The 16,319-nt window shown below is 63.2% G+C and carries 14 protein-coding genes; 12 read left to right on the top strand and 2 right to left on the bottom strand.

The genetic code is table 11. From position 1 onward, the window contains the following. The first annotated feature begins 8 nt into the window (after positions 1 to 8). A complete protein-coding gene (locus HMPREF1136_RS03880) occupies positions 9 to 1,757 on the top strand; it encodes an ABC transporter ATP-binding protein (protein WP_009648019.1) in 1,749 nt (582 codons plus the stop codon). A 1-nt stretch (position 1,758) separates the two neighbouring features. Continuing rightward, complete coding sequence (locus HMPREF1136_RS03885; protein WP_009648025.1) at positions 1,759 to 3,690, top strand: ABC transporter ATP-binding protein; 1,932 nt, start codon at positions 1,759 to 1,761, stop codon at positions 3,688 to 3,690. A 155-nt stretch (positions 3,691 to 3,845) separates the two neighbouring features. Here the strand turns inward: HMPREF1136_RS03885 and rpsT are convergent, their stop codons facing one another. Continuing rightward, positions 3,846 to 4,112 (bottom strand): 30S ribosomal protein S20, encoded by a 267-nt coding sequence (rpsT, locus tag HMPREF1136_RS03890; protein ID WP_009648032.1) that lies wholly within the window; start codon positions 4,110 to 4,112, stop codon positions 3,846 to 3,848. Between the two features lie 273 nt (positions 4,113 to 4,385). Further along, on the bottom strand, positions 4,386 to 5,054 hold the full coding sequence (locus HMPREF1136_RS03895; RefSeq protein WP_009648028.1) for a type II toxin-antitoxin system PemK/MazF family toxin: 669 nt from the start codon (positions 5,052 to 5,054) through the stop codon (positions 4,386 to 4,388). 164 nt (positions 5,055 to 5,218) lie between these two features. Between HMPREF1136_RS03895 and HMPREF1136_RS03900 the strand changes: the two genes are divergently transcribed. The 10 genes from HMPREF1136_RS03900 (at position 5,219) to HMPREF1136_RS03945 (ending at position 16,278) form a co-directional block, all read left to right on the top strand. After that, on the top strand, positions 5,219 to 6,238 hold the full coding sequence (locus HMPREF1136_RS03900) for a hypothetical protein (protein ID WP_009648020.1): 1,020 nt from the start codon (positions 5,219 to 5,221) through the stop codon (positions 6,236 to 6,238). A gap of 115 nt (positions 6,239 to 6,353) precedes the next feature. Next, positions 6,354 to 8,210 carry a translation elongation factor 4 gene (gene lepA, locus HMPREF1136_RS03905; RefSeq protein WP_034504809.1) on the top strand — a complete coding sequence of 619 codons (1,857 nt, stop codon included), beginning with the start codon at positions 6,354 to 6,356 and terminating at the stop codon, positions 8,208 to 8,210. Beyond that, the gene (gene trmB / locus HMPREF1136_RS03910) at positions 8,207 to 9,049 is read left to right on the top strand and encodes a tRNA (guanosine(46)-N7)-methyltransferase TrmB (RefSeq protein WP_034504801.1); all 843 of its coding nucleotides are present in this window, start codon (positions 8,207 to 8,209) and stop codon (positions 9,047 to 9,049) included. Before lepA ends, trmB begins: the two co-directional genes overlap by 4 nt. A gap of 9 nt (positions 9,050 to 9,058) precedes the next feature. After that, complete coding sequence (hemW, locus tag HMPREF1136_RS03915) at positions 9,059 to 10,369, top strand: radical SAM family heme chaperone HemW (RefSeq protein ID WP_009648035.1); 1,311 nt, start codon at positions 9,059 to 9,061, stop codon at positions 10,367 to 10,369. A gap of 298 nt (positions 10,370 to 10,667) precedes the next feature. After that, a complete protein-coding gene (locus HMPREF1136_RS03920) occupies positions 10,668 to 11,357 on the top strand; it encodes a SatD family protein (RefSeq protein WP_009648045.1) in 690 nt (229 codons plus the stop codon). Further along, on the top strand, positions 11,350 to 12,210 hold the full coding sequence (locus HMPREF1136_RS03925; protein ID WP_009648038.1) for a hypothetical protein: 861 nt from the start codon (positions 11,350 to 11,352) through the stop codon (positions 12,208 to 12,210). Before HMPREF1136_RS03920 ends, HMPREF1136_RS03925 begins: the two co-directional genes overlap by 8 nt. A gap of 20 nt (positions 12,211 to 12,230) precedes the next feature. Beyond that, positions 12,231 to 13,133, top strand: a complete 903-nt coding sequence (locus HMPREF1136_RS03930; RefSeq protein ID WP_009648026.1) for a DUF3097 family protein — start codon at positions 12,231 to 12,233, stop codon at positions 13,131 to 13,133. 126 nt (positions 13,134 to 13,259) lie between these two features. Next, positions 13,260 to 14,303 carry a heat-inducible transcriptional repressor HrcA gene (gene hrcA / locus HMPREF1136_RS03935; protein ID WP_009648022.1) on the top strand — a complete coding sequence of 348 codons (1,044 nt, stop codon included), beginning with the start codon at positions 13,260 to 13,262 and terminating at the stop codon, positions 14,301 to 14,303. Positions 14,304 to 14,364: 61 nt separating this feature from the next. Next, a complete protein-coding gene (gene dnaJ, locus HMPREF1136_RS03940; protein WP_009648021.1) occupies positions 14,365 to 15,483 on the top strand; it encodes a molecular chaperone DnaJ in 1,119 nt (372 codons plus the stop codon). 6 nt (positions 15,484 to 15,489) lie between these two features. Next, positions 15,490 to 16,278, top strand: a complete 789-nt coding sequence (locus HMPREF1136_RS03945; protein ID WP_009648030.1) for a 16S rRNA (uracil(1498)-N(3))-methyltransferase — start codon at positions 15,490 to 15,492, stop codon at positions 16,276 to 16,278. Positions 16,279 to 16,319: the final 41 nt, after the last annotated feature.

Consider the following 16,319-nt stretch of genomic DNA (forward strand, 5'->3'; position numbering starts at 1 on the left):
GGAGATTCATGAAAACTATTCGAACGTTGATGGGGCGACTGCGGGAGTTTAAGGCTCCCGCGATCCTGACCCCGCTGTTCATCATCGGGGAGGTGATTCTCGAATGTCTGATCCCGCTGACCATGGTCTCGCTGGTGGATGCGCTCGACGGCGTGTCCCTGAGTCCCGTCATGCGCCTGGGACTGATCCTTACCGGACTGGCCTTCGCCTCGCTGGCCTGTGGCATTCTCTCCGCGCGCTTCGCAGCGACCGCCTCGGTGGGACTGGCGAAGAACCTGCGTCAGGATCTGTTCTTTAAAGTGCAGGATTTCTCGTTCGCGGACATCGACCGCTTCTCCACCTCCTCGCTGGTCACACGCATGACGACCGACGTCACGAACGTGCAAAATGCATTCGGAATGATGATCCGTATCGCTGTACGCGTGCCGCTCATGATTATCTTCTCCATCGTCATGGCGTGGCGCATCAACGTCCAGATGGCGCTCATCTTCCTGGGAATGGTGCCGGTGCTTGCCATCATCCTGGCGGCTATCGTGCTCATCGCCTTCCCGATTTTCCGCCGTATCTTCAAGAAGTACGACGCCTTGAACAACTCCGTGCAGGAAAACGTCGCCGCTATCCGCGTTGTGAAGTCCTTCGTCACCGAGGAACACGAGACCACAAAGTTCCGCTCGGCTTCAGCCGACGTGCGCAAGGACTTCACCAACGCTGAGAAACTCATCGCGCTCAACAGCCCCGTCATGATGTTCTTCATCTTCGCCGCGATCGTGGCCGTCGATTACGTGGGTGCTTCGATCATTATCAACTCGGGGGCAACCGAGCTGACGAAGGGCGGCCTGACCGCCCTCATCACCTACGGCATCCAGATCCTGACACATATGCTGATGCTCGCCTTCATCTTTGTCATGACGACGATGGCGGCCGAGTCCGCGCACCGTATCGCCGAGGTCCTTAATCACGAGCCATCGTTGACCTCACCCGAGAACGGTGCGACCAACGTTGCGGATGGTTCCGTCGTCTTCGAGAACGTGTCCTTCAAGTACTCGGCCACCGCCGAAGAATACGCGCTGTCCGATATTGACCTGCGCCTCGAATCCGGCTCGACACTCGGCATCGTGGGCGGCACCGGCTCAGCCAAGACCTCGCTCATCCAGCTGATCTGCCGTCTCTACGACGTCTCCGAAGGCTCCGTGAAGGTCGGCGGGCGCGACGTGCGCGACTACGACCTGACCTCGCTGCGCGACGCTGTCTCCGTCGTCCTGCAGAAGAACGTCCTCTTCTCCGGCACCATCAAGGACAACATGCGCTGGGGTAACCCGGACGCCACCGATGAGCAGATTGAGCATGCGTGCAAGCTCGCGCAGGCCGACGAGTTCATCCAGCAGCTGCCCGGCGGCTACGACTACGTGATCTCCCGCGGCGGCACCAATGTGTCAGGCGGCCAGAAGCAGCGCCTGTGCATCGCCCGCGCGCTCCTGAAGAACCCTAAAATTCTCATTCTGGACGACTCGACCTCCGCGGTGGACACCAGGACCGACACACTGATCCGAGGCGCTTTCGAGACCGAGATCCCGGGCACGACGACGATCATCATCGCCCAGCGCCTTTCCTCCGTCGAGCACGCGGACCAGCTCATCGTCTTGGATGACGGTCGCGTCAAGGAACGCGGTACCCACGAGGAACTGATGGCAGCGGGCGGCGAATACCGCGAGATCTACAACTCCCAGAACGCCGCGAGCGAAAGCGAGGTGGCCTGACATGGCACGTTCGGTTAACGCCCGCGTGGAGGACTCGGAGAAGCTCGAGGGAATCGAGCGTCCCTTCGGTCGCCTGATGCGCTACGTGTTCCACCACTACCCAGTGCGCATCACCCTGACGGTCGTGTGCATCATCCTGGCCGCCGTGGCCTCGGCCGTCGGCTCGATCTTCATGCAGCAGATCGTTGACAACGTCGTGACCCCGGGCCTCGAGAGCGGTTTCGACGCCGTGCGAGGAACACTGGTGCGCCTCGTCGTCACGATGGGAATCATCTTCAGCGCCGGTGTCATAGGCAATTTCATCTACACCCGCGCCATGGCGATTGTGACGCAGGGGACGCTCAAGCACATGCGAGACGACATGTTCGACTCGATGGAGCGCCTGCCCCTGCGTTTCTTCGATACGCACCCGCACGGCGCGATCATGTCGACCTACACGAACGACACGGATGCGATCCGTCAGCTCATCGGCCAGTCGATCCCGACTCTCATCCAGTCGGGCCTGACGATCATCGTGCTGATCGGCACGATGCTCTACTACTCCGTGTGGCTCTTCCTCGTCGTCCTCGTCGTGGGCGGCCTCATGGCGTTCCTGACTGGCAAGCTCGGCGGACTCTCGGGCCGCTTCATGAAGGCCCAGCAGGCTGCACTGGCGGACGAAGAAGGCTTCATTGAAGAGATGATGGACGGCCAGAAGGTCGTCCAGGTCTTCAACCATGAGCAGGACGCCAAGGACGAGTTCGTCGAGTACAACCAGAAACTCTTCGACTCCTCACAGAAGGCGAACATCTACGGCAACGTCCTCATGCCTGCCCTGGGCAACATCGGCAACATCATGTACGTCGTGGTCGCTATCGTCGGCGGCGTCATGATCCTGGAACAGACGCCGAATATCCACTTCTTTGGCATCGATGTCATCACTGTCGGCATCGTCGTGTCCTTCCTGGGTATGGTCCGCAACTTCTCTCAGACCATCGGACAGATGTCGATGCAGGTCCCCATGATCGCCCTCGGCATGGCGGGCGCAGGCCGCGTGTTCGCGCTCATCGACCAGGCACCTGAGGAGGATCACGGCTACGTGACCCTCGTGCGCGCCCGAGAACTGCCCGACGGCTCGGTCGAACCCACCGAGGAACGCACGGGCATCTGGGCGTGGCGTCACCCCCACAAGGCGGACGGCACGGTCACCTACACGCGCCTGCGCGGCGAACTCGTCATGGAGGGCGTGGACTTCTCCTACGACGGTAAGAAGGACGTCCTGCACGACATCTCCCTGTGGGCCAAGCCCGGCCAGAAGATCGCCTTCGTGGGTGCCACGGGAGCGGGCAAGACGACGATCACGAACCTGATCAACCGCTTCTACGATATTGCCGACGGCAAGATCCGCTATGACGGCATCAACATCAACAAGATCCGCAAGTCGGACCTGCGTCGCTCTCTGGGCGTCGTCCTGCAGGACGTTAAGCTCTTCACAGGCACGGTCATGGAGAACATCCGCTACGGCCGCCTGGACGCGACGGACGAGGAATGCATCGAGGCCGCGAAGCTGGCTAACGCTGATTCGTTCATTCGCCGTCTGCCCGACGGCTACGACACGATGCTGACCGGTAACGGATCGAATCTGTCTCAGGGACAGGCTCAGCTCCTGTCGATTGCCCGCGCGGCCGTGGCCGACCCACCCGCGATGATCTTGGATGAGGCGACCTCCTCAATTGATACGCGTACCGAAGCCCACGTGCAGCAGGGCATGGACAACCTCATGGAGGGGCGCACGGTCTTCGTCATCGCCCACCGCCTCTCGACGGTGCGCAACTCGGACGCGATCATGGTTCTGGACCACGGCCGCATCATCGAGCGCGGCAGCCACGACGATCTGATCGCTCAGAAGGGTGTGTACTACCAGCTTTACACGGGAGCCTTCGAACTCGACTAACGGTCGTCGCTTCGCGCACCCGGCCCCGGCCTCGTTCACATTCACGAGGCTGGGGCTTTGTCGTGCGTACCCGCGCCCTGGTTATGGGGGAGTGGGTATACGAAAGCGGGCCGCCCCGAAGGGCGACCCGCTTCACGTCGAACTATTGTTCGCGATCAGTCAGCGATCGAGGCGACGCGACGAGCAAGCTTGGACTTGCGGTTCGCGGCCTGGTTCTTGTGGATGACGCCCTTGGAGACGGCGACGTCCAGCTTGCGCGAAGCAACGCGCAGCGCGGCGAGAGCCTTCTCCTTGTCGCCGGCCTCAACGGCCTCGCGGGTGTGACGCACCAGGGTCTTCAGCTCGGACTTCACGGACTGGTTGCGAACGCGGCGCTTCTCGTTGGTCAGGATGCGCTTCTTCTGGGACTTAATGTTTGCCACAGTCGGATTTCTCCTTGATGTATGTCTTGCAGGGTCGGTGAGGGCTGTGTCAAGACCGGGACTTAGGCGTGGGGACACCCGCAAACGGTCCTAACCAGACCCCCTGCCCGACCAGGCCGGGAGTCCAACGACCAAGCATACCAGCAGTGTTGCTTGCCGTCGCGCCCCGAGATGGGCCAAGGCCTCGTAAGTTCGGTCACGTCAAGGTCGTGAGTGGTCCGGCGAGTGGTCGCGCATTCTTCGGCGGGGCCGGCTTGCTGTCCGGGCGGTGTGTCACTCGCCGTGCGTGCGGTAATGCTCCTCGAGAGCGTCGACGATGCGACGCCACGTCACCTCGGGAAGAATCGAACCTTCGCGACGTACGTCGGTGGCCTTGACCCACAGCGCGCGGTCGAGGCGAACCTCGGAGGGGCGTCCCTTCGAATCCCACGCACCCGTTCCGATGTCGAACCAGTAGCGCCCCGCGGCGGCCTCCTGCGCGGCTTCGTGCGTGTGGTCCTTGCTTGTCAGCTGGAGGAGGTAGACGCCCTCACCCTGTGCGCCGATGACGACAGCGGGGCGGTCTTTGCCCACGGAAGCGTCCTCCTGGTAGGGCACCCACGTCCACACGACCTCGCCCGGGTCGGCGTCGCCGTCCATGATCGGCTGGTACGAGGCATGGGCCAGTGCGTCGGCGATGCTGGCCTCTCGGATTGAGGTGTGGGGGCGGTTCGAGGTAGCCGGGTCCTCATATCGGTGGGCGTTCCCGCGTGGCTGGGGCTGCTGGGGCCGGGGAGTGGGTGTGGGAGCGTGCGACGTTGAACGCTTCTCCTGGCGGTTGTTGTGACGCGGCTCCGGATGAGCGGGCGCTGCGTCCTGGCTCGTGGACTCGGTGTTCGACGAACCCGTGTTGGTGAGGAAGCCGAGGAGTGCGCGCACGATGCCGGTGAGGAATGAATTCATGGCACCAGCATACGGGAGAGGGACGAGAGGGATCGAACAGTGGTTATCCACAGAGCATCCGTGGGATGCGAGTTATGCACAGGGTTTATTGTCGGACGTGACAGTAAGCGTAGGTGGGTGTCACTCTGGATGTGTTCGCGGAATAACTCCTCACTGAAAGATAGGTGACAATGATGTCGACCGAAACGATTCACGGAATGTCTGTCCCCCTCAATTCCTTTGGATGCCCGAGCTCGTCTTGTGCTTCCACCCCCGACATGGAGGCCCGAGCATCCCTGAGTGCGGCTCTTCGTAGTGCCACGTCCGGCAGACTCGACCAGGCGCTCGAGTATGCACGTGACGCCTACGATAACGAAGAAGCCTCGATCGAACTGAGGCTTGAGGCCGCGAAGCTCTGCATTGACTGGCACGCGGCCCTCGGCGACTACGGGAAGTGCCGCGTGCTCGCAGCAGGCGCGGTCCACCTGGGAACCAGCTACTTGGAGCGCGATCACCCGCTCATCCTCATGCTGCGCAACTCAGAGGCCTACTGGCTCGCCATCCTCGGAGACGCGGACATGTCGGCCCGCAAGTTCTCCGCCCTGGTGGCCGATGTCAGAAACAACCCGTCCCTGGACCCCCAGCTCGCCTTCGCGATCCGTAATAACTCGGCCATGCCTTGGAAGAATACGGGTAAGTGGTCTCGTGCCGCGCGCGTCTACCGGGAGCTGCTGACAGACATGGAGCCCCTGTGCGACGAGGAGGACATGACGGTGCTGACGGTGCGCGACAACCTCGCCGAAGTGCTATCTGCTGACCGTCAGTACGAGGAGGCGATCCGTCTGTACGAGCGCAACCTTCAGGCCCTCCTGCATGTCGCCGACCGAGGCGACTGGCGAGTTCTGCGTCTGCGCAACGAAATTGCGCGCAACACCTGGATGGGCGGGGACCGCGTCGCGGGAGAAGGCCTGTGGACTGTCCTGGCTGAGGACTGTCGACGCTACCTCGGGGACCGAGACGAGTTCACGGCGCGCATTCGCACGATCCTCCTTACCCTGGCGATCTTGCGCGGAGACGACGACACCGCGATGTCGATTGCCCGCAAGCTCAAGGCTGATCACCCCGACGACTGGGATGAGTGCGACATGACCGAGGCCGTGGAGCTGCTCGCCGAGGCCGGCATCAGCCCGCAGGACTTCCAGTAGCGCGCGGACGTGGCTGTGAGCCTGGGCGAGTGTGCGCGACTTCCCGCCCCTGAACTGGCACAAAGGCCTGCGACAATGGGACGATAAAGAGGTTAACGACTTCACGGAGGTACACGTGCCCATCCCCACGCCCGCGCAGCAGGCGCAGATCCGCCCGTCCCACACCCCGCAGGCGCAGATCCGTAACTTCTGCATCATCGCCCACATCGATCATGGGAAGTCGACGCTCGCGGACCGCATGCTCCAGCTGACCGGCGTCGTTGAGGCTCGCGAGATGCGCGACCAGTACCTGGATCGCATGGACATCGAGCGCGAGCGTGGCATCACGATCAAGAGTCAGGCCGTGCGCATGCCGTGGGCGTACAAGGACACCCCATACGCGCTCAACATGATTGACACGCCCGGGCACGTGGACTTCACCTACGAGGTGTCCCGTTCCCTGGCGGCATGCGAGGGCGCGGTCTTGCTCATCGACGCCGCGCAGGGCATCGAGGCTCAGACGCTCGCGAACCTGTACCTGGCTCTCGAGAATGACCTGGCGATTATCCCGGTCCTGAACAAGATCGACTTGCCGGGTGCCCAGCCCGAGAAGTATGCGCATGAGGTTGCTCAGCTCATCGGCTGCGATGAGGATGAGGTGCTCAAGGTGTCCGGCAAGACCGGTGAGGGCGTCGAAGCACTTCTCGACCGTATTGTCGAGGTAATCCCCGCTCCCGAGGGTGATCCCGATGCCCCGACGCGCGCGATGATCTTCGACTCCGTGTATGACACGTACCGTGGGGTCGTCACCTACGTGCGTGTCGTCGACGGTGTGCTTTCGACCCGTCAGCGCGTGCGCATGATGTCGACGGGTGCCACCCACGAGCTTCTTGAACTGGGCGTCATCTCACCCGAACCGAAGCCTGAAGAGGGTATTGGTGCCGGTGAGGTGGGCTATCTGATCACGGGCGTGAAGGATGTGCGTCAGTCCCGCGTTGGCGACACCGTTACCAGCCAGGTGCGTGGCGCGACCGAGGCCCTCGCCGGATACCGCGACCCGAACCCGATGGTCTTTTCCGGCATCTACCCGGTCGATGGCTCGGACTTCCCGGATCTGCGTGACGCGCTGGAACGCCTTCAGCTCAACGACGCGGCGCTTACTTTCGAGCCGGAGTCCTCGGCGGCTCTGGGCTTTGGATTCCGCTGCGGCTTCCTGGGGTTGCTGCACCTGGAGATCATCCGAGAGCGACTTGAGCGCGAGTTCAACCTGGACCTCATTGCGACCGCCCCGAACGTCGTCTACCGCGTCATCACCGAAGACGGCACCGAAGTGCGCGTCGACAACCCGAGTGAGTTCCCCGAGGGCAAGATCGCCGAGGTGCGCGAGCCTGTCGTTAACGCGACGATCCTGACTCCCACGGAGTTCACGGGCACGATCATGGAGTTGTGCCAGGATCGGCGTGGCTCGATGCGGGGGATGGATTACCTGAGCGAGGATCGTGTCGAGCTGCACTACCAGCTGCCCCTGGCCGAGATCGTCTTTGACTTCTTCGACCAGCTCAAGTCTCGCACGCGCGGTTATGCTTCCTTGGATTATCAGGAGAGCGGCGAGCAGAGTGCTGACCTCGTCAAGGTCGACATCCTGCTTAACGGTGACCGCGTGGACGCGTTCAGCGCGATCGTGCACCGCGACGGCGCCTACAACTACGGCCAGCGTATGACGAAGCGCCTGAAGGAACTCATTCCCCGCCAGCAGTTTGAGATTCCGGTCCAGGCCGCGGTCGGCGCGCGCGTCATCGCTCGCGAGACCATCAAGGCCCTGCGTAAGGACATGCTGGCCAAGTGCTACGGCGGCGACATTAGCCGTAAGCGCAAGCTGCTCGAGAAGCAGAAGGAAGGTAAGAAGCGCATGAAGTCCATCGGCCGCGTCGACGTGCCGCAGGAGGCCTTCATTGCTGCCCTGACCTCCGACGTCCCGACGGGTAAGAAGTGAGCGCGAATCAGGTGAACGAGGCCGTGGAGGCCTGCGCTCGAGGTGAGCAGGCCGCGGGCCGACGTCCGGGCGAGGCTCCAGAGGGCACGGTGTTCATGAGCCGCACGAAGTCTTTCACGCGGCGTACTCGCGAGCTGCCGTCGAACCTGGCGCGCACGTGGGAGGCGCATGCGCACCGCTACGTGGTCGAGCCGCGTCGCGGCGTCGGATACACGACGGTCGCGCAGGACTTTACGCTCGATCTGGCCGAGCTGTTTGGACGCAGCGCTCCCGTGACGCTTGAGATTGGCTCAGGCACGGGCGAGCAGATCGTCGCGGCGGCCGCCGCCCACCCCGAGCGCAACTTCCTGGCCCTCGAGGTGTGGGTTCCCGGCATCGCGAAACTGATCTCTAAGGCTGTCGAGGCCGACGTGGACAACATCCGCGTCATCGAGGCCGACGCCGCCCAGGCGCTCCCGATCATGCTTGGGGACGCATCCCTCGACGAGGTCTGGACCTTCTTCCCGGACCCGTGGCGCAAGGCCCGGCACCGCAAGCGTCGCCTGGTCTCCGACAACTTCGCGCTCGAGATCGGACGTCTCCTGCGCGATGGTGGAGTGTGGCGTCTGGCCACCGACTGGGATGACTATGCCTGGCAGATGCGCGACGTCATTGAGGCCTGCGAACTATTTGAGAACCCGCATGCGGGCGAGCGTCCGGACCCGGAGGATCCGCAGCCGGAGCGTGGCGGATTTGCGCCGCGTTTCGAAGGCCGCGTCGTCACGCACTTTGAGACGCGAGGCATCGATGCGGGCCGCCACGCTCATGACATCGTCGGCGTTCGCCGCCCTCGTGGTTGACGGACATTCATGAGTCCCGCCCAGCCCGACGGAACGCGGTGGCCAGCTGACGGAGCGCTTGACCCCGGCCTCGTCGAGGCTGATTGTGGTCGCCCGTTGTCCCTGTACGTGCACGTGCCTTTTTGTCGCGTGCGCTGCGGGTACTGTGATTTCAATACGTACACGGTGGGTTTCGGGCCGGGCGCGCAGATAGGCGACTATGCGCCGTCTGTCCTGGCTGAGGCGGATCTGGCGGTGCGTGTCATGGAGGAGGCCGGCCTGCCTGCGCGCCGCGCGCAGACGGTGTTTTTCGGTGGTGGTACACCGACGATGCTGGATGCGACCGAGCTGATCGACATTCTGGCGGGCCTGCGTGAGCGCATCGGGATTGCGCCCGGTGCTGAGGTGACGCTCGAAGCTAACCCAGACACCGTGACGCGTGAGGATCTGCACGCATTGGCTGGCGCCGGTTTCACGCGAGTGTCCTTTGGCATGCAGTCTGCCGTGCCGGCGATCCTGGCGACCTTGGATCGTACTCACACGCCCGAGCGTGTGCCCCTCGTTGTTCAGTGGGCAAAGGAGGCGGGCCTGTCGACGTCCGTCGATCTCATCTATGGGACGCCCGGTGAGAGCCTTGCGGACTGGGAAACGTCCTTGCGTGCCGCCCTGTCCTACGAATCCGATCACATTAGCGCCTACGCCCTCGTCGTCGAGGAGGGGACGAAGATGGGTGCGCAGGTCGCGCGCGGCGAGCTGCCCACGCCAGACCCGGACGATGAGGCCGCCAAGTACGAGCTGGCAGACGCACTGCTTGCCGAGGCCGGATACGCCTGGTACGAGATCTCCAACTTCGCGCGCGCGACCGAGGCTGACCGATTATCGGGATACCCGTCGACCCACTTTGAACACGCCTCCGCGCACAACCTGGCGTACTGGCGTGACTGGGACTGGTGGGGTTTTGGGCCGGGTGCCCATTCTCACGTGGGGCGTGCGCGCTGGTGGAACGTCAAGAACCCGGGAGCGTATGCCGGACGCCTGCGCGCGGGTGGCTCGCCCGCGGCAGCGGGGGAGGTCCTGGGTGCGCAGGAGCGCGAACTTGAACGTGTCATGCTGGGGTTGCGTACGTCCGAAGGCGTGGTGCTTGAGGGACTTGCGGGGGTTGGTCGGGGTGACGAGGCCGTGTCTGGGAGCGTCGTCGACGAGTGCGCGAGTGGTCGCGTCGCCGCGCTCATCGCGGATGGGCTGATCGACGGTGTCGCGGCGCTGGGTGGGCGTGCGGTTTTGACGCTACGTGGACGGTTGTTGGCTGACTATGTGACGCGCGAATTGATGGGATATTGATCCTGATGAGCTGCAATGATGCGGATTTTAATGTTTATGGTAAACATTCAATATTGTTCAGACAAATAATTAACTGACTTGTACCTAGTGCAATACAAGATGAAATGTGTCAACCAATACCCACCATTTGTCAGTTTGTGCTTGTATAGGGTGTGACAAGCTCCGATTACGTCGCAATAATGTTGACATTGTGGTTGAAGTATGGTCCCCTAGAGTTGTCATGTGAAACCGAGCTGTCTACAAGACGTCTCCGTAATGGGACTTGTAGAGAGCAGTATACAAGGAAAAGTGTGGGACTGTGACTCTGCGATACGCTGTCATTGCTGACATCGTGGGCTCTCGTACGTTGACCAATCGTGCAGAGGCTCAGAGAATCTTTGAAGCTGCTCTTGAGAGGGCTGCTGAGGGGCTTGGTCTCCTGGAAGCCCCTTACCCGACGGTGGGCGACGAATTTCAGGCTGTCGCCTACTCCCTTGAAGACGCCTTGCTCTTAACGTTGCGTGCTCAGCTTCTGCTGCCTCCTCAGCTTCAGTTACGTTTTGGCATTGGTGCGGGTCGTATCGAAGAGTTCTCTTCCGGAGTCCATCGTCAGGCACCGGCGCGTCCCCGTGCGGGTGAAGGAACATCCCTCCAGGACGGGTCGGCGTGGTGGGCTGCGCGTGCGGCTATCAATCGCGCGCACGATGTCCAGGATTCCTCCAACCCCTTTATCCGCACGTGGTTTGTAGCTCATGCCTCCGTGGAAACCTACGTGTCGTCAAGCTGCCAGACCGTGGTCAATGCGCTGCTGAGCCTGCGTGACCATGCGATCCTCAAACTCTCTGCTCGCCACCGTCGTATCACCGCCTCGCTCCTGCTCGGTAAGACGCAGGTGGAGATTGCGCGCGTCGAAAAGCTCTCGCAACAGGCCATTTCAGACTTCGCGCGGGGCACGGGGGCGGGGCTCATCCAGTCCTCTCTCCTCATTGCGGAGGCCACTCGTGCATGAAACTCTTCTTCTTGGCATCGCTGCCGCGGAGCTGACAGTCCTACTGACGTCCGATCCGAGGCGGTGGTCGCGTCGCCTCGTGCTGTTTGTAACGCTCATCATCGGGGTCGTGCTCTATTCGTGGCTCGTTCTCGGGGTGAGTACGGTTGCGAACGTGACGGGTACTGTGCTCGCCTTCGTCTGGTTCGGATGGGACCTGGTGGACGGGTCCGCTCGCGGCGTGCTCACTAGGTGGGCACTGGCCACTATCGGCTTTGTGGCTCTCCTAACCGTAGAACCTGGGGAATACCCTGCGTTGTCCTTGCTCGATGTGCGGCCACTTGACCTCATCATTGCCATTACTTTTATGGCGATGGGGCCTGCTAACCATCTCATCACCGCGATCCTCATGTGCGCCCGAGGGCGATCGACGGACCCTGTCCCAGGGTGGATTAACGCTCCCGTCCTTCCTCCCTTGCCCGCCGACGCAGAGCAATCTGACGGGGAAAGCAAGGCGGCAGATCCGCAGGGTGACGATCCTCAAGCTGGGGATGAGGAAGCCTCGTCGACCTCCAGTTCCCCGTCGGATGGTGATGCTGACGTGGCAATAGCTGAAGAAGAGGGGCCTGCCTTGCGCGGAGGACGCTGGATTGGCCCCCTTGAACGCCTGCTCGTCATCGTCCTGGTGGGTGCCGGTGCGGACGTCGCTATCGGCGCGGTCGTCGCGGCTAAGGGCGTCATTCGATTCCCTGAGATCTCGCAGGATTCCACGGGTGAGAAGGCTGAGGAGTTCCTGATTGGCTCGATCTCCTCTTGGATTCTGGCTGCGCTGGTGGCACTGTTCGTCCGCGTGGCGCTCCAGGCGTTCGGCTGAGGCCGCTTAGAGTATCCCGGGTGAGCACAGCAGATCCCTACGGGCGTGATATCTTCGCCCACGACCCGCATCGAGACGGTCCCGGTGCCCGTCGCCCGCGTTCGGTGGCCGTACACGTCGAGATCGGCATGGTCCTTGAGGACGTGTCCTCCGGCTGGGTCGGAGCTGTCACGCGCGTTGAAAAGTCCGGTGGTGTTCACCTCGTCGAACTCGAGGATCGGCGCGGAGTGCGTCGGTCCTTCCCGCTTGGCCCCGGCTTTTGGCTGGAGGGGCGTCCCATCGAGGCGCTGCCTCCACGACCCAAGGCCGCCAAAGCCTCGTCGACTGTGCAGGTCAGTGCGACGGGGCGGCGTATCACGAACTCCGGTTCGTTCGCCCCTACATCGAGCGGCCCCAAGGTTGCCAAGCGTTCGCGTATCTGGGTGGAGGGACGCCATGATGCCGAACTCGTGCAGCATGTGTGGGGAGAGGACCTGGCAGAGGCAGGCATTGCGGTCCAGCTCCTCGAGGGCGTCGACAACCTCGAGGCAGTCCTGGAGGTCTTCGGCCCCACGGATACAGCGCGCGCGGGCATCCTCGTTGACCACATGGTTCCAGGCTCGAAGGAATCGCGTATCGCCGAGGCCGTCTCGCGCAGGTGGCCGGGCGCGGTTCTCGTCCTCGGACACCCCTTCGTCGACATCTGGCAGGCCGTGAAACCCGCTCGCGTCGGCCTTGAGCGCTGGCCTGACGTTCCACGTGGTATCGATATCAAGCATGGGACCCTTGACGCCCTCGGTTGGCCGCACGCCGACCAGCGTGACATCGCCATGGGCTGGAAGAGAATCCTCTCCACCGTGCGCACGTATCGCGACCTAGAACCCGCGCTGCTGGGGCGCGTCGAAGAACTCATCGACTTCGTGACGGTGCCCTGGGCACAGTGAGGCGGGCCGTGGCCGTGAGGTTCGCAATGAGCGCACATATCCGGCAGCGCACGGGTCGCCTCGGCTTGGGCGCGGGGAGTAGCATTGGCACTCAGAAAAAGAGAGTGCCAGGGCGAAGGGAGTGAGATGGCACGCAATAGCGCGCAAAATCGCAGGCTTGACGTCCTGCGAGCCATCGTCACCCAGTACGTGGCCACTCGCGAACCTGTCGGCTCAAAAGCCATCGCTGCGGGAGGCCTGGGTGTCTCATCCGCGACGATCCGCAACGACATGGCGGTCCTGGAGGAAGCCGGACTCATCTATCAGCCGCACACATCCGCGGGCCGAGTCCCGACCGACCGCGGCTACCGTGTTTTCGTTGACCGCCTCGCCCAGCTCAAGCCCATGAGTGCCCCGGAACGCCAGGCCCTGGAAACGTTTCTCTCCGAGTCCGTCAACATCGACGACGTCGTGGAACGCTCCGTTCGACTGCTCGCGCAGGTCACTCATCAGGTGGCCCTCGTGCAATACCCGGGTTCGCGCGTGCGCATCCTTAAGCACCTCGAGGTTCTCGGCATCGCGCCAGGCCGCGTCCTCGTCGTCGCGATCACGACCGATGGAGAGGTGGGGGAGCGGACCCTCACTCTCGATACCCCCCTTGACGATGCCCAGGTCGTCCAGGTGCGCGACCACCTGCGGGTTCACTGTGAAGCCGCCACCTCACAAACTGTGCGCTCGTGCGCGGAGGCTGCCACGGCCTCGTGTCGGCCTGAGCTGCGTGGCGCGGTTGATGCGGTTGGCGCGGCACTCACCGACGTCCTCTCCGGAGCCAGTGAGGCGAAGATCGTCGTTGCTGGTGCCGCCAACCTGGCGCGCGGAGCACTGGACTTCCGCGACATTGCCCCCGTCCTGGACGCCCTCGAAGAGCAGGTTGTCCTCATGCGTCTCTTTTCCGAGGCCGATCCCGGCGAAGACCTGCACGTGAGCATCGGCGCTGAAAATCCTCACGACGCCCTGGCTGAGGCCGCCGTAGTCACGGGAACCTACCGTGCCGGGGCGGACGAGACCGGAGGAAGCGCGCACCTGGGAATCGTCGGTCCCATGCGGATGGACTACGCGCGCACCATGAGTTCCGTGCGAGCCGTCGCCGCCTACCTGTCCAGGTACCTGGCCCAGGAGAATACCAACTGACCATGCAATCCATGACCGATCAGACGACGAATAAGCGCCCCCGCGGGAAGGAACAGGAAGCGTGAGAGACTATTACGAGGTCCTCGGCGTCTCCCGAGACGCCAGCCAGGACGAGATCAAGAAGGCGTACCGCAAGCTCGCGCGTAAGCTCCATCCGGACTACGCGGGTGCGGACTCGGAGGAAGCCTTCAAGGAGCTGTCGGTCGCTTACGAAACGCTCTCGGACCCTGAGAAGCGCCAGATGTACGACATCGGCGGCCCCGACGCCCTGCGCGGTGGTGGAGCTGGCGCGGGCGCGCCCTTCACCGGTTTCTCCGACATCTTCGAGGCTGTGTTCGCCAGCGGATTCGGTGCCTCCTCACGCGGCCCGGCCTCGCGCGTGCGCCGAGGCAAGGACCAGCAGGTGAGTGTGGACATCACCCTCGAGGACGCCGCGTTCGGTGCAGCAAAGGAAGTGTCCTTCAAGACGCACGTTCTGTGCGACACCTGCCACGGCTCGATGTGCCAGCCGGGTACTTCTCCCGAGACCTGCACGATGTGCCAGGGATCCGGCTTCGTCACGCAGATCCAGAACTCCCTGTTTGGCCGCATGCAGACCCAGGCACCCTGTCCCACGTGTCAGGGTTTCGGTACGACGATCCCCAGTCCCTGCACCGAGTGCAACGGCGCGGGTCGTGTTCCGACGCGCCGCACTCTGAGCATCAACATTCCGGCCGGTGCCAGCGAGGGCACCCAGATCCGCGTGAGCGGCGAGGCCGAGGTCGGTACGGGCGGCGGCCCCAACGGAGACCTGTACCTGTCCATCCGCGAAAAGAAGCACCCCGTGTTTGATCGCCGCGGAGACGACCTGCACACGTGGATCACGATCCCGATGACGACTGCCGCCCTGGGTACCGAGTTCGAGCTCGACACCCTGGATGGGAAGAAGAACGTTACGATCGACCCGGGGACGCAGCCCAACGACGATATCGTCTTGGAGGGTCTGGGAGTCGGCCACCTGCAGCGCTCGGGCCGTGGTGCCATGCACGTGCATGTGGACATCGAAATCCCCAAGAAGCTTGACGATCAGTCGCGCGAACTGCTGGAAAAACTTGCGAAGGTGCGCGGTGAGGTCCGCGTGGAACCCTACCGCCAGCAGCCGACGTTCTTCGACAAGCTGCGCGACACTTTTATGGGCTGATGCGCGATGACACGGCCCGTTTTTCTCGCTGAGGACCTCTCCTGCGTTCCCTCGTCGCTGGCGGTGGGGGAGCGCGCGACGCTCGGAGGTAGCGAGGGTCGTCACGCCGCTTCCGTGCGCCGCATCGGTGCAGGGGAGTGGGTGGACGTCGTCGACGGGCGCGGGCTGCGACTGATCTGTGAGGTCGCGAGTGCCGACAAGTCTTCGTTGTCTCTCGTGGTGCGTGAGATTGTTCAGGAAGATGCCCCGCTCCCAGAGATCATCCTCGTCCAAGCCCTTGCCAAGGGCGGGCGGGACGAGGCCGCCGTGGAAATCTGCACCGAGATCGGTATTGATCGGGTCATCCCGTGGGCCTCGCAGCGCGCAATCGTCCAGTGGAAGGGACCGAAAGCCGAGAAGGGCCGTGCCAAATGGGAGGGCGTCGCGCGGGCGGCCGCTAAGCAGTCTCGCCGCGCGTACGTGCCCGTCGTTGACGCGGTGGCAGACAGCCGGGAGCTGGCCTCCTGGGTGCGTGCCCTCACGGACGAGGCCGGGGTGGCCTTCGTCTGTCACGAGGAGGCCACGCAGTCCCTGGGAGCTGCCCTTGCACGGGTGCAGGGAGATGCTACGGATGGGTCCCTGCCCGCGCGCGTCGCCCTGATTGTCGGCCCCGAGGGAGGAATCGGTCCGGAGGAGACCGCTCAGCTGGTGGACGCCGGAGCTCGAACAGTCGGCCTGGGGGCCAATGTCCTGCGTTCCTCCACGGCCGGCGCAGTTGCCCTGACGCTGATTCGCGCTGCCGCGGGAGCTTACTAGGAGCTGGTGAGAGTGATACGTCTCTAGACATTTGAGGCCTT

The sequence above is a fragment of the Actinomyces sp. ICM47 genome, from assembly GCF_000278725.1.
In the GTDB taxonomy this organism is placed as follows: domain Bacteria; phylum Actinomycetota; class Actinomycetes; order Actinomycetales; family Actinomycetaceae; genus Pauljensenia.

What these genes read in the sequence shown, in the direction of transcription:
- HMPREF1136_RS03880 (WP_009648019.1), top strand. Translation starts at nt 9, where the DNA reads ATGAAAACTATTCGAACGTTGATGGGGCGACTGCGGGAGTTTAAGGCT.
- HMPREF1136_RS03885 (WP_009648025.1), top strand. Translation starts at nt 1,759, where the DNA reads ATGGCACGTTCGGTTAACGCCCGCGTGGAGGACTCGGAGAAGCTCGAG.
- HMPREF1136_RS03895 (WP_009648028.1), bottom strand. Translation starts at nt 5,054, where the DNA reads ATGAATTCATTCCTCACCGGCATCGTGCGCGCACTCCTCGGCTTCCTC.
- hemW (WP_009648035.1), top strand. Translation starts at nt 9,059, where the DNA reads ATGAGTCCCGCCCAGCCCGACGGAACGCGGTGGCCAGCTGACGGAGCG.
- hrcA (WP_009648022.1), top strand. Translation starts at nt 13,260, where the DNA reads ATGGCACGCAATAGCGCGCAAAATCGCAGGCTTGACGTCCTGCGAGCC.
- HMPREF1136_RS03945 (WP_009648030.1), top strand. Translation starts at nt 15,490, where the DNA reads ATGACACGGCCCGTTTTTCTCGCTGAGGACCTCTCCTGCGTTCCCTCG.